We start from the raw sequence: 13,382 nt of genomic DNA, 5'->3' as shown, positions 1-13,382 counted from the left end.
ATATTCGTTATTCAACATTTAGTGTTCGATATTCAACCCTGTTATTTCCTTCCTTTCCTCCGCTCTTCTCTCCGCAATTTCTTGAGTTCCTGCAAACCGTCTTTGGCTTCTTTGTGCTGGCTGGATTTGCGGTCGGCTTTGTCGATGACTTCCTTGTAATAGGTTTGCGCCTGATCGTAGTTTTTTTCCGCAGCCGCAATTTTCCCCAGGCTCAATACCGACGCCCAGTAATAGGCCGCATCGTAGGAGTTGGTCTGCTTGGCAAACTCGATGGTTTTCAGGTAATACTGCTTGGCTTTGGCCAAATCGCGGGTATAATGCTGGTTATTATACGCCAGAATATACGCTGCTGTTCGACCGCCAACGCCTTCGTATCCGTCCATCCCCCGTTCGATTTTGCTCAGGATGCTGTTGGAAGCGGCAGCCGCTTCGTTGCTGTATCCGCGTACAAAAGCCGTCCGGGCATAATACCGCTCAAAATAGGGATTGTCGGGATACTGCTGCCACATGTATTTGGCCAGATCATACGCCTTTTCATACTGGTTTTCCATGCTATAAATCTGAAGCAGAAAATACCGGGCCTCGGTTCGGGTATAAAAAGCGTTGTTAGCGGTTTTTTCCAACTGCCGAATGCCTTCCACCTTGTTGCCTTTCGGGAAAAACATCAGAATCGGTTTCAAAGCCGGGTAGTTTTTCGGAATCCACTGGGCGTAATAATTGAATAAACCGTCGCCAAACAGCAGTTCTGGCGTTAGATCACCATTGCCTTTGCATTTATCAAAATATTTCAACGCATTTTTTCCGGCCCAGGTGGCCTTTGCCCATTTCTTGCGCTCCGAATACAACCGCCCTTTGAAACCGTAGCCAGCCGCCAGAAAAAACGCGGGTTCTACTTTGTTTTCTTTATCGTCATACAGCTTTTCGGCTTTCGTAATCGTCGTATCCAGGTAGGCCAGACACTTGTCATCGAAGTCGGTATTTTCGGTATTCGGAACAATTTTCCACCACTCGGCGAGGGCCATCAGAAAGTACGGCATCGGGTGATCGGGATACCGCATTTTCAGCCAGCGAAACTCTTTGTCGGCTTCGTAAAATTTGTAATTATACAAGTTATTGATAGCCTCTGCCGACTCGATCTGAACGTCGGGACGCTTCATCAGCATATCGTATTTTTTGTCGAATTCAGCAAGAGAATAGACCTGAGCGCGAGCCGTTAAGGTCAGAAACAAGCCGATCAGAACAAGAAGGTTTTTTTTCATTTTTTAAGGACACGGGTATTGTCTTCTATCAACGAAGTTTTTGAATTTCCAGTTTACGCCACCAAAAGTTTTTACGAACCCTCCCGATGCCTTACCTTTGAGTCTCGCGCCAACGGGTATGCTATGCTGACTATCAAAGACAAAAGTTTCGTTCCGTTTATTGATCAAAACACGCTGAAAAACCGCATTGTTCAGTTGGCCGAACAGATTAATCAGGACTACCGGGACAAGGAACCCATGCTGGTGGTGGTGCTGAACGGCGCTTTTATCTTCGCGGCTGAACTGATGACCCACCTGACCATTCCGTGTCGGGTCACCTTTATTCGGGTCAGTTCCTACCAGCAGACGGCTTCGACGGGCGTTGTCAAACATATTCTGGGCCTGAGCGAATCACTGGCGGGTCAGGATCTTATTCTGATTGAGGACATTATCGATACCGGCCTCACCATTCAGCAAGTATCCCAGCAATTGATGGAGCAGCAACCCGCATCCCTGGAAATTGCCACGATGCTGTTCAAACCGGAATCCCTGCAGATTGACGTCGCCATTAAATACGTTGGTTTCGAGATTCAAAACCAGTTTGTCGTCGGCTACGGGCTGGATTACGACGGTTTTGGCCGCAATACGCAGGAAATCTTTATGCTTGCCTAACGGTCTACTTCCCCCATTACCACATCGATTGAGCCGATGATCGCGACTAAATCGGCCATCATCGCGCCTTTGGAAATTTCGCTGATGACCGACAGGTTGTGGTACGAACACGACCGCGCGCGACACCGGAAGGGCATATCGGCCCGGCCGTCGGCCCGGAAGTAGAAACCCAGCTCGCCCTTCGGAATTTCGCCCCGAATGTAGAATTCCTGCGCTTTCGGCCGGATTTTCTTGGGTGCCATTGCCTGCGGATCAAAATCCCGGGTGCGTTTCAGATCGCCCGTCAAGCGCGCCAGGCATTGCTCGGCAATTTTCACCGACTCCCAGCATTCCAGCACCCGCACGTAATTCCGATCCCAGCAATCGCCCAGCGTTCCAACGGTTCCTTCGCCAATCGGAATATCGAATTCCAGTTCGGGATACACGGAATAGGCATCGACCCGGCGCAGATCGTAGCGTAAACCCGACGCCCGCAAAACCGGTCCCGAACAGCCATAATTGATCGCCACCGGCAACGGCAACACGCCCACATGGGCCGTCCGTTTCACGAAAATCTTGTTTTCGATCACCAGTTGCTGCAACTCCACCAGTTTCGGTTTCAGATAGGTCAGAAACTCCTGACACCGTTCTTCAAAACCAACCGGTAAATCGTAGTATAAACCGCCAATCCAGATGTAATTGTAGAGCATCCGTGCCCCGCTGACCCATTCCAACAGCCGCTGGAGGTGCTCGCGGTCGCGCATCATCCACAGAAACGGCGTGTAGGCACCAATATCCAGCGCGTAGGTTCCGATGGCCACGAAGTGCGACGCCAGCCGGTTTAATTCCGAAACCAGCACCCGGATGTATTCGATCCGGCGGCCGTTGGGCGTCGTTAACAGTTCCTTATCGATGCCCAGCATCCGCTCCACGCCCATGCAAAAGACGTGTTCGCTGTTCATGGCGGCCATGTAATCCAGCCGGTCAACAAACGGCAGGATCTGGTTATACGGCAAGGCTTCGGCGTGTTTCTCAAAACAGCGGTGCAGATAACCCAAATGCGGCACCACATCGACAATGATCTCGCCATCGGTGACGATTTCCAACCGCAGAACACCGTGCGTCGAGGGGTGCTGCGGCCCCATGTTCAGAATCATCTCGCCGGAGCCGAGTTCATCGAGCGTATATTTATTGGGCTCGGAAGCCTGAAACACGCCGGGCTGGTAGTGGTATTGGATGGTTTGTGTGGTCATCGTATGTCAAAGGTCGGCAGGAGACGGTCAAAAGTCAAACCCGGCAGGATTTTCGGTTGACGGTCTTCAATTCCCAGTGGCTGACGCGCTGTAAAAAATCGTTGAAAAGCATGCGTCAGCCACTGTAAACTGAAAACCGTAAACCACAAACCAAGTTTTAAGTGCTTTTTTCACAACCAACCATTGTGGTTTTTAAGACTTTATCTTACCTTTGCGTTCCTGTTTGAGAAAATATTTACAGCAATGGCTAAGAAAGGCAATAGAATTCAGGTGATTTTGGAGTGTACGGAGCAGAAGGATACGAATGTACCGGGTACTTCGCGCTACATCACCACCAAAAACCGTAAGAATACGCCAAGCCGGATCGAACTGAAAAAGTACAATCCGAACTTGAAACGCGTAACCGTACACAAAGAAATTAAATAATTGTAACCGCGGGACTGTTCCCGACGATCCAAGATGGCAAAGAAAGTTGTTGCAACCCTGAAGAAGGAAGGTGGCGGTAAGAACTTCGCGAAGATTATCAAAGCCGTGAAGTCGCCGAAAACCGGTGCCTACACCTTTAGAGAAGAAATGGTCCCACTGGAAGAAGTGCAAGCCGCATTGAAAGGCTAGTTTTTCCGGTTTTATGGTACATCGAAAGTCCCCTTTGTGGGACTTTTTTGTTTGTATCTTTGTTCGACAAAACAGACACGAGACTGTATACGTACGAATCGGCGTCTGTGGTCTGCCATCCAACGTTCTAACGACAAAGCAATGGGTCTGTTTGATTTTTTCTCGAAGGAAAAAAAAGAATCACTCGATAAAGGGCTGGAGAAGTCCAAAGAAAGTTTTTTCTCGAAACTCAACCGCGCTGTCGTCGGCAAATCGACGGTCGACGAGCAGGTTCTGGACGAACTGGAAGAAGTCTTGATTACCTCGGATGTGGGCGTTGGCACCACCGTGAAAATCATCCGGCGCATCGAAGACCGCGTTGCCCGGGATAAATACGTCAGTACCAGCGAACTCGATTCCATTCTGCGGGAGGAAATTGCTGCCTTGCTGGCCGAAAACAAATCGGAAGATGTCGACGACGATTTTTCGTTGCCCGCTGACAAAAAACCGTATGTGATCATGGTCGTCGGCGTCAACGGCGTCGGTAAAACCACCACCATTGGCAAACTGGCCTCGCAGTTTCACAAGCGCGGCTATAAAGTGGTCCTGGGCGCGGGTGATACGTTCCGGGCGGCCGCCGTTACGCAGTTAAAACTGTGGGGACAGCGCGTCGGCGTGCCGGTGATCGAACACGGCATGAACACTGACCCGTCGGCGGTGGCTTTCGATGCCGTCAAAAAAGCCGTGGATATGAACGCCGATGTGGTGATTATCGATACGGCGGGCCGTTTGCACACGAAGGTGAATTTGATGAACGAGCTATCGAAAATCAAACGCGTTGTGCAGAAATTCCTGCCCGAAGCTCCCCACGAGGTGTTGCTGGTGCTCGACGGGTCAACCGGTCAGAACGCATTTATTCAGGCCACGGAGTTTACCAAAGCGACGGATGTGACGGCCCTGGCGATCACGAAATTAGACGGAACAGCCAAAGGCGGTGTGGTGATCGGCATTTCGGATCAGTTCAAGATTCCGGTGAAGTACATTGGCGTCGGCGAAAAAATCGAAGATTTGCAGACGTTTCACAAGATGGAGTTCGTGGATTCGTTTTTTAAGAAAATCTGACAATGGCAGTTGTAACCGATTTAGAGATAGTTAATCGCGAAGTGACCGACATCATGAAACGGCACTACGGCGATCGGCTGGCCAAAATCTTGCTATTCGGTTCCTATGCCCGGGGCGATTTTCATGAAGAATCAGATGTCGATTATTTAGTGCTGTTGGATGACGAAAATGTTTCTCCCTTCAAAGAAGTGGCTACGACTGCCGCCGATCGTAATGCTTATTACCTTGAAACATTTATCGATATATCTGCAGTTGTAGTCTCTCATAATAAGTTTCTCACATCGAATCGTATTTTTTTTCGCGAGGTCAGAAAAGACGCTAAATGCATTTATGAGCGATGACCTAAAAGACTGCATTAAGAAAGCGGAAGCTTATCTGGCAAATACTAAAACATTGGTTTTGACGGAGTTTCCACTTGGTGCTATTACTTCACTTCAAGTTATTATTGTTTTTTCTGGCTTGTACGTGGATTACTTTCTGATAAAAATATCATTACAAAACGCCATTCGGCAGCTCGGGAGATGTTCTCCATGCATTTAATCAAGTCAGGTGAAGTGTCTGAACAATTCAAGGATGATTTCAAAATTCTATTTGACCACCGACAAATAGCGGATTATGACCTCGAGGGCGATTTTCCTCTTGAGGAAATCAATGATTTGATCATAAGATCCGAAAATTTCCTTCATTTTGTCAAAGAGAAATATGCCTGATAATCAACTCTCCAACATTCTAAAACCATCTTTGCTCCTGCTGGCATTCACCCTTTTCATCGCCTGCAAACCCAGTCAGCACAGCAAGTCATTTCAGGGCATTTGCGGAACGGTTCTATTCAAATCCGGCAACCACATGCCCGGCCCCGACCGACCGCAGCCGAAAGGCCAGCCCGTTGTCCGGGAGGTTTTGATTTATGAATTGACGAAAATTGACCAGACGGAAGCCACCGACGACGGTTTTTACACCAAAATCAACACCCGGTTCATCAAAAAAGTCAAATCCGATACAGACGGAAAATTTTGTATAAGTCTGCCCGCCGGTAGTTATTCCGTTTTTGTGCAGGAAGAAAAAGGCTTGTACGCCAACCTCTCCGACGGCCAAAACAACATTTTTCCGGTGACGGTGGAGAAAAACCGCCGGTCCACAATCGCGTTTGATATCTCATATCAGGCGGTATTTTAACCGTCATGAACGCTTTTTTGATCACGGTTTCGGTTCTTACCCCCTTCGCCTGGGTCATCTACAAGTTGCTCCGCTACACCGCCAAAACCATCGGCGACGAATCCCCGTTAGTGATTGTTGTTCGCTACAAAATTGAGGACTGGCAATATTTCACGCGCTTTGATTACATTTTAAATGTGGTGATTACCTTGCTCATGGTCTCCATGCTGTATGCGGATGTATTTGTATTAATGCCAGCCTCCAACTCCTTTTGGCACTGGATGGTCAGTTTAGGATTGTTTGCGGCTTGTCTTTATGCTCTGTGGTTGATTGCTTCTGTTTTTAAGCTGGATTGGCAATATTGGCTCATCACCCGAAACAAAACCGTTACGCTTGACCCAGCAGATAAAAGCCTGACAATCGATACAGCGGAGGAAATAATCCGATTTTCGGCCGATGACGTGCAGGAAATTGAAAAACACGGGTCCGGTCTAAAGTCCAGCAAAATGGTCGCTGGCTACAGTTATCTGATTTTCAAATTGAAGAACGGCCATGCGGTTTACCTCAATCTAAACAAAAGCTACCTTGATTTCGCCATCGACGACTATTTCAAAACCGTCCCGATTCAGTATGTTCCGCACAAAATTCCTTGGATTGTTGCCCCATAACTTTCTCCTGAATTGTACTTTTCCGAACTTTGCCCAAAATACCGGTGTTGTGCCAGAACGGTCACCGCTCCGGGTACTTAGCATTCTACTACTTTGAAAACAAAAGGATTACGCACGAATAAAATCAATATCGTCACGCTGGGCTGCTCCAAAAACCTGGTGGATTCGGAAGTATTATTTACCCAACTGAAAGGCAACGGCTACAACGTTTCGCACGAATCGAAGAAAGACGATGCCAACATTGTGGTCATTAACACCTGCGGTTTTATCGACAATGCAAAGGAGGAATCGATCAACACCATTCTGCGGTATGTAGATGCCAAGGATGCGGGCGTGGTCGATAAAGTATACGTAACCGGCTGTTTGTCACACCGCTACAAAGACGAACTGGAGATTGAAATGCCGACCGTCGATGCGTGGTTTGGTACCAATGAATTGCCGCGATTGCTGAAAACGCTGAAAGCCGATTACAAACACGAACTCGTGGGCGAACGGCTTTTGACGACCCCCGCCCATTATGCATACCTGAAAATTGCGGAAGGCTGCGACCGCCCCTGTTCGTTTTGTGCGATTCCGCTCATGCGCGGACACCACGTTTCGCGTCCGGCGGAAGAACTGATCAAAGAAGCGCAGTCGCTGGCCCGGCGCGGCACCAAAGAACTGATTCTGATTGCCCAGGATTTGACCTATTACGGGCTGGATATTTATAAAAAACGCACGCTGGCCGACCTCATCAATCGCCTGGCCGACGTCGAAGGCATTGAATGGATTCGCTTGCAATATGCCTATCCGTCCGGTTTTCCGATGGATGTGCTCGATGTGATGCGCGAGCGGTCGAACGTTTGTAACTACCTCGACATGCCGCTGCAAACCGGCTCGACTGAACTCCTGAAATCCATGCGCCGGGGCATTACCCGCGAGAAAACCGAAGCCCTGATCGACACCATTCGCGAAAAAGTACCCGGTATTGCGCTCCGGACCACGTTGATTGTCGGCCATCCCGGCGAAACCGAAGCCATGTTTGACGAAACGTATGATTTTGTCGAACGGATGCGGTTCGACCGGCTGGGTGCTTTTACGTATTCCCACGAAGACAATACGCATTCCTACACGATGCCCGACGATGTACCGGCCGACATCAAGCAGGAGCGCGCCGACGCCATCATGGATCTGCAACAGGGTATCTCATCGGAACTGAATCAGGCCAAACTCGGCAAGACCTACAAGGTGCTTTTCGACCGGAAAGAAGGCGGTTTTTTCATTGGCCGGACGGAGTTTGACTCGCCCGAAGTTGACAATGAAGTGCTTGTTCCGGCGGGGCAATACGTCCGTCAGGGCGATTTTGCCAGGGTGCGCGTTACAGAAGCCCACGAGTTCGACGTATACGGTGTCATAACCGAATAACAAAAACAGCTAACTCCCTCTCAACCAAGCCGGTTTTTCAGTATATTTGGGACCGAACCTTCCCGACGGTATGGCTCCTCTTTACCGGCTTGTTGTTTTTCTTTGTCTACTCTCTCCGGTTTTTGTCTGGGCAGACCAACCCGTCATACCCATTTCATCCGATAATCAGACACTGGTTCTCGATCACGATCTCTGGTTCGTTCAGGATACGGCCCATCGGCTGACCATCGATCAGGTTGTGCGACCGGAAATGGCCGCAGCGTTTCAGCCCAGTTCGTCGCCCATTCCGAATTTTGGCTACAGCAGTGGCGACCAGTTTTCGCACCCGGTCTGGGTGCGCTTCCGGCTGAAAAATACGTCGGATCAAATCCAGGCGCTATTCTGCGAAATTGATTTCTGGGCCTTCGACGATCTGCAACTGTTTATTACCGACGGACAAAAGGTCGTTTACACCTCCCCCGTATACGGCTGGAAAACGCCCGTTACGCAGAAAATGGTTTACCACCGGAATTACTGGTTTCCGTTCACACTGCCCGCAGGCATGGAAGTTACCTGTTACGTCCGGTCCTTCAAAAGCCGGGGTGTCCAGGTCGTTCCAATCACCATTCGGCCACAAGGCGGGCTCGACACCTTCATTCTGGGCGATTACGCGTTCTGGGGCGGTATTTTTGCGGTGTTTCTCTTCGTCATCGCCATCAGTTTTTTCTTTTACCTGACCACCTTCGACCGGATTTATGCGAAGTATATTCTTTGCGTAATCGGTCTGGCGGGGTATTTTTTCATCAACGACGGTTTTTTATACCAGTTCTATTTCGATAGTCAGTTCCGGATGCCCAACCGAAACATCTATTTCGTGTTTCCGCTGCTGCTCTTTTTTTTCCAACTGCTGTTCGTGCGGTCATTTTTGTCGCTGGAAAAAACCCCCAGCCGCCTGTGGCATCGCGTAGCAACGGTGGCTCTGGTGGGTGGCGTCTTCTGTTTGACGTCTTTGCTGGTCGAATGGATCACCTACGTTCCGCCCCTGGTCGAGCTGATGGTAATGCGACTTTTCATTGTTTTTTACTGGCTGCCGATGCCGCTCATCTGGGCTTTCATCGTCATTAACCTCATCCGGGGGTATCGTGTGCAGGAAGCCTGGCTTTATCTGGTGGCCGTCAGCCCGTTTTATACCCTCAATTTTCTGGTAATTCTCTGCAATCTCAAGTTGTTTCCGACCTACGCGTTTTTGGAAAGCTACGAGAATTTCGCCCTGGCCGCTTTGTTTGAAGTGATGGTGCTGACTTTCGGGCTGGCGTACCGGTATAAACTCATCCGCGACCACAACGAACGACTCAGCGAAGAACGCACCCAGCAGCAACGGCTGGCGTTTGAAGCGCACGTGCAGGGGCTTCAGCTTAGAAATGAATCTTTTCAGGAAAAAGAACGCATTGCCCGCGATTTACACGACAACGTGGGCGCGCAATTGTCGTTCATCGTCAACAGTTTGCAGCAAATTGCACGTCAGGCCGAAAAACAGCCGGTCGCCAACACCCGGCCTTTGTCGTCGCAAATTCGTTCTGTCGTCGATTACACACGTGAAGCCATCAAGATGCTCCGCGATACCATCTGGGCCATCCACCAGGAGAGTTTTACGCTGGAAGAATTTGAGGAGCGGATTAACCACTACGTCAGCCGGTATTTTCAGCAACTGGACCCGCTGCAAATCACGATCCATACGGAAGGTGAACTCGCCCAGCCGCTGACCTCGGTTCAGGCCCTGAACATGTTCCGGATCATGCAGGAAGCGCTGCACAACGTGGTCAAACACGCCCACGCGACGGAAGTGACGGTTTTGCTACTCGCCAAACCCGATGGCTCTTTCCAACTGAGTGTCAGCGATAACGGCAACGGTCTGGCCTGGAATCAGGACGAATCGCTTGACAACCATTACGGGTTGCAAAACATGAAGAAACGCGCCGAAGAACTGGGCGGCCAGTTTCGGATTTACTCCGATCGTGGCACGGTCGTGGAAGTGGCCGTCTGATCGTTATTCCATCCAGACGGTTTTGATATTCAGGAACTCTTTCATCCCGACTTCCGCCAACTCCCGGCCAAAACCCGACAGTTTCACCCCGCCAAACGGCACTCTCGGGTCGGAGCGCATCAGCGAATTGACAAACACCGAACCGGCCTGAATCTGCCGCGCCAGCCGGTCGGCCCGGTCCATATCCTTCGTCCAGAGGGCAGAGCCTAAGCCGTAATTGGATTGATTGGCAAGTTTTACGGCCTCCTGTTCGTCTTTGGCTTCAACGATAACGGCCAGTGGCCCAAACGTTTCCTGATCGAAAGCCGTCATACCCGGTTTTACTTTATCGAGCAAAATCGGTTGCACATTGCAACCCTCCCGGTTTCCAGTGTGCAAAATCCGGGCACCTTGCCGAACGGTTTCCGCACACTGACTCTCAATGGCTTCGGCCAGATCGACCCGCGCCACCGGCCCCATGGTGGTGGTTTCCTGCGTCGGATCACCCTGCTGAATGGCCTGGATATGACTGAGAACCCGTTCTGTAAATTCTTTCTTAACCGATTTTTCGACGATAAACCGCTTGGCGGCAATGCAACTTTGCCCGGCGTTCTGCATCCGCGACTGCACGGCGGTTTGGGCGGCTTTTTCCAGATCGGCATCGGCCAGTACAATCAGGGCGTCGCTGCCGCCCAGTTCCAGCACCGATTTTTTAATCTGACTGCCGGCAATCGACGCCACCGACATCCCGGCTTTTTCGCTGCCAGTCAACGTAACGGCTTTGACACGCGGGTCTTTCAGAACGGTTTCGACGGTTTTCGATTCGATGAGCAGCGACTGAAACGTGCCGGTTGGAAAGTCGCAGGCCCGGAAGATTTCTTCAATCGCCAGTGAACAGCCGCTAACGTTGGCGGCATGTTTCAACAAGCCGACGTTCCCCGCCAGCAACGATGGAATGGCAAACCGGAACACCTGCCAGAACGGAAAATTCCAGGGCATCACGGCCAGCACCACGCCCAGCGGTTCGTAGGCTATAAAACTCTTTTTGGCTTCTGTCTTGATCGTCAGGTCAGCCAGAAACCGGGGTGCGTGTTCGATGTAATAATCGCAACCAACGGCACATTTTTCCACTTCGGCCACGGCTTCTTTGAGCGTCTTACCCATTTCGGCTGTCATCAACGCCCCATACCGCTGTTTTTCCTGGCGCAGATAGGCCGCTACTTTCCGAAAATAAGCCAGACGTTCTTCCAGCGAAAGCGCCGACCAACCGGTAAAAGCGCGGTCCGCCTGTTTGATTTTCTGGTCGAGCGACTGTGCACTCAGGGCCGGATAGGACTTGATTTTTTTCTGGGTATAGGGATTGACGGATGTAAAGTTCATGGCCTGTGGTTTTTATTCCTAAACAAAAAAATACCCTAACCGACTGACCAGTTAGGGTGAAAATTTCAGCATCAATCGTTATTGCACGCAGTGAATACCCGATAAGGGGCCGGTATCTTTCTCGATTTCCCGCACCAGCATCACCATCGTATCGATCATCTGTTCGACCCGTTCGCGACCGGCAATGGCCTGGAATTTCTCCCGAATCTCCTCCATGCAGTTGAAAACCGCTACCATCAACTGCTTGCCGCGTTCGTTGATAAAAATCTGGCTGGAACGCGAATCGCGCTCGTTTTTCACCGTATAAATATAGCCGTCATCTTCCAGCAAATTGACGACCTTGCTCATGGCCTGCTTGGTAACGCCCGCCCGTCTTGCCAGCTCATTGTTCGTAATGCCATCCTCTTCCAGATTGGCCAGAAAGGCAATGTAACTCGCTTTAAAATCCGGAAAACCCAGCTCAGGAAGCCGTTGCTCGATATACCGGCCTATAAACCGCTTCATTTTCGACATGACCCGGCCTAACGTCCGCTCACGCACTTTGTAAAAAAACTGAAAATCAAACGGTTTTTCAACCGCCACCGCTTCGGTATTCATACGTCTTCCTTTGCGTCGTTACAGAGCCGACAAGTTACAAACTTTTCACAAGGTGCGGAGCATCGACTGCGTAAACGGTCGTTGGATGGCCCCGATGCATACTATTAAAATCCTGTTAAAGTATGAATACAACTAGTCAATCAAGTTGACTATTCTAAAAACTTCTTCTACTTTTGCCCAAAACTAGTCAACCTGGTTTACTAAAACAAGATTCGTATAACTTTTCCTAAAAATGGCAACAGAACAAACCACACCCGTGAAAAAGTATCTCCCCCGTCTGGTCGTGCTGGTCGTTGTGGTAGCGGCTGCTTTCTACGGTTTTCAATCGTATCGCTACAACCAACAGTATGAAACGACCGATAACGCCCAAATCGAGGGCAACACGGCCCCGGTTCTGGCGCGGGTTGCCGGGTATGTGCAACAGGTTGGCATTGAAGATTATGCCGCCGTCCGGCGCGGTCAGGAGCTGATCACTGTCGACCCGCAGGAATATGAAGTGGCGCTACAACAGGCAGAGGCCGATTACCAGCAAACGCTGGCCGATATTCAAACCGCCCGGGCCGATTTGCAAAACGCTCAGGCCAGTTTGCGGAATGTGCAGCAAAATCTGAAAGTCACCCAGTCAAACGCCAATGTGCAACAATTACGGGTCTCGAAAGCGGCCAACGACCTCAAACGCGACGAAAATCTGTACAAAGGGCAGTCGCTGACGCAAAAGCAACTGGAGGATAGCCGCAACAACTCCGAGGTTCAGGCCCGGCAGTTCGACGCCAACGTGCAACAGATCGGGCTGGCCAAAACCTCCGAAGCCGTCGCGCAGGCCACCATTGCGAAGGCCCAGGCCAACATTCTGAAAGCGCAGGCCCTCCTGAAAGTGAAACAGGCTGCCATCGACAACGCCAAACTCCGGTTGGGTTACGCCAAAATTACTGCCCCCATCGCTGGCAAGATCGGCAAGAAAAACGTGGTGGTCGGTCAGTATGTGCAGCCCGGCCAGAACCTGTTCACCATCGTCAACGATTCGACGTTCTGGGTGGTGGCCAATTTTAAGGAAACCCAACTGCAACACATGCGCGTCGGGCAGCCGGTCGATGTGAAGATCGACGCGTACCCGGATCTGGAAGTCAAAGGCAAGGTCGTTTCGCTCTCGGAAGCAACGGGCGCCAAGTTTGCCCTACTGCCCGCCGACAATGCCTCCGGCAACTTTGTAAAAGTAACGCAGCGGGTTCCGGTGAAAATTGAAATCGAAAATCCGGCGAAATACAAAGACTTGCTGCGGGCGGGTTTGAGTACGGATGTATCCGTGAAAGTTCAGTAA

15 protein-coding genes are annotated in these 13,382 nt (G+C 50.4%); 11 read left to right on the top strand and 4 right to left on the bottom strand.

All coding sequences use genetic code 11. The features are described 5' to 3' along the window. Nucleotides 1-41 precede the first annotated feature (41 nt). The gene (locus FH871_RS19345; RefSeq protein ID WP_138993043.1) at nt 42-1,259 is read right to left on the bottom strand and encodes a lipopolysaccharide assembly protein LapB; all 1,218 of its coding nucleotides are present in this window, start codon (nt 1,257-1,259) and stop codon (nt 42-44) included. Nucleotides 1,260-1,382: 123 nt separating this feature from the next. Here FH871_RS19345 and hpt point away from each other — a divergent pair, with 123 nt between their 5' ends. Continuing rightward, nucleotides 1,383-1,910 carry a hypoxanthine phosphoribosyltransferase gene (gene hpt / locus FH871_RS19340; RefSeq protein WP_138993042.1) on the top strand — a complete coding sequence of 176 codons (528 nt, stop codon included), beginning with the start codon at nt 1,383-1,385 and terminating at the stop codon, nt 1,908-1,910. Here hpt and FH871_RS19335 read toward each other — a convergent pair. Beyond that, nucleotides 1,907-3,142 carry an NADH-quinone oxidoreductase subunit D gene (locus FH871_RS19335; RefSeq protein ID WP_138993041.1) on the bottom strand — a complete coding sequence of 412 codons (1,236 nt, stop codon included), beginning with the start codon at nt 3,140-3,142 and terminating at the stop codon, nt 1,907-1,909. The genes hpt and FH871_RS19335 overlap by 4 nt on opposite strands. 243 nt (nt 3,143-3,385) lie before the next feature. Here FH871_RS19335 and rpmG point away from each other — a divergent pair, with 243 nt between their 5' ends. From rpmG to FH871_RS19290, 9 genes are all read left to right on the top strand, one after another. Beyond that, on the top strand, nt 3,386-3,568 hold the full coding sequence (rpmG, locus tag FH871_RS19330; protein ID WP_038121932.1) for a 50S ribosomal protein L33: 183 nt from the start codon (nt 3,386-3,388) through the stop codon (nt 3,566-3,568). 33 nt (nt 3,569-3,601) lie between these two features. Continuing rightward, a complete protein-coding gene (locus tag FH871_RS19325) occupies nt 3,602-3,757 on the top strand; it encodes a DUF4295 domain-containing protein (protein ID WP_111626371.1) in 156 nt (51 codons plus the stop codon). A 141-nt stretch (nt 3,758-3,898) separates the two neighbouring features. Then, nucleotides 3,899-4,858 carry a signal recognition particle-docking protein FtsY gene (gene ftsY, locus FH871_RS19320; RefSeq protein WP_138993040.1) on the top strand — a complete coding sequence of 320 codons (960 nt, stop codon included), beginning with the start codon at nt 3,899-3,901 and terminating at the stop codon, nt 4,856-4,858. 2 nt (nt 4,859-4,860) lie between these two features. Next, nucleotides 4,861-5,199 (top strand): nucleotidyltransferase domain-containing protein, encoded by a 339-nt coding sequence (locus FH871_RS19315; RefSeq protein WP_138993039.1) that lies wholly within the window; start codon nt 4,861-4,863, stop codon nt 5,197-5,199. A 51-nt stretch (nt 5,200-5,250) separates the two neighbouring features. Further along, a complete protein-coding gene (locus tag FH871_RS34210; RefSeq protein WP_138993122.1) occupies nt 5,251-5,568 on the top strand; it encodes a HEPN domain-containing protein in 318 nt (105 codons plus the stop codon). After that, nucleotides 5,561-6,034 (top strand): hypothetical protein, encoded by a 474-nt coding sequence (locus tag FH871_RS19305; RefSeq protein ID WP_229317394.1) that lies wholly within the window; start codon nt 5,561-5,563, stop codon nt 6,032-6,034. The genes FH871_RS34210 and FH871_RS19305 overlap by 8 nt, the downstream gene beginning before the upstream one ends. Nucleotides 6,035-6,051: 17 nt before the next feature. After that, nucleotides 6,052-6,681 (top strand): hypothetical protein, encoded by a 630-nt coding sequence (locus FH871_RS19300; protein WP_138993038.1) that lies wholly within the window; start codon nt 6,052-6,054, stop codon nt 6,679-6,681. Nucleotides 6,682-6,774: 93 nt separating this feature from the next. Beyond that, nucleotides 6,775-8,085, top strand: coding sequence for a 30S ribosomal protein S12 methylthiotransferase RimO (rimO, locus tag FH871_RS19295; protein WP_138993037.1), 1,311 nt, complete (start codon nt 6,775-6,777; stop codon nt 8,083-8,085). 70 nt (nt 8,086-8,155) lie between these two features. Then, nucleotides 8,156-10,108 (top strand): 7TM-DISM domain-containing protein, encoded by a 1,953-nt coding sequence (locus FH871_RS19290; RefSeq protein WP_138993036.1) that lies wholly within the window; start codon nt 8,156-8,158, stop codon nt 10,106-10,108. 3 nt (nt 10,109-10,111) lie between these two features. Here the strand turns inward: FH871_RS19290 and FH871_RS19285 are convergent, their stop codons facing one another. Together FH871_RS19285 and FH871_RS19280 are read right to left on the bottom strand one after the other, a co-directional pair. Then, nucleotides 10,112-11,467, bottom strand: a complete 1,356-nt coding sequence (locus FH871_RS19285; RefSeq protein ID WP_138993035.1) for an NAD-dependent succinate-semialdehyde dehydrogenase — start codon at nt 11,465-11,467, stop codon at nt 10,112-10,114. Between the two features lie 78 nt (nt 11,468-11,545). Continuing rightward, nucleotides 11,546-12,064, bottom strand: coding sequence for a MarR family winged helix-turn-helix transcriptional regulator (locus FH871_RS19280; protein ID WP_138993034.1), 519 nt, complete (start codon nt 12,062-12,064; stop codon nt 11,546-11,548). Nucleotides 12,065-12,320: 256 nt separating this feature from the next. On the opposite strand from FH871_RS19280, the gene FH871_RS19275 reads away from it, so the two are divergent. After that, the gene (locus tag FH871_RS19275; protein ID WP_229317392.1) at nt 12,321-13,382 is read left to right on the top strand and encodes an HlyD family secretion protein; all 1,062 of its coding nucleotides are present in this window, start codon (nt 12,321-12,323) and stop codon (nt 13,380-13,382) included.

This window comes from Larkinella sp. C7, assembly GCF_006149005.1.
Taxonomy (GTDB): Bacteria; Bacteroidota; Bacteroidia; order Cytophagales; family Spirosomataceae; genus Larkinella.
This window is presented reverse-complemented; position numbering and strand designations above follow the sequence as displayed.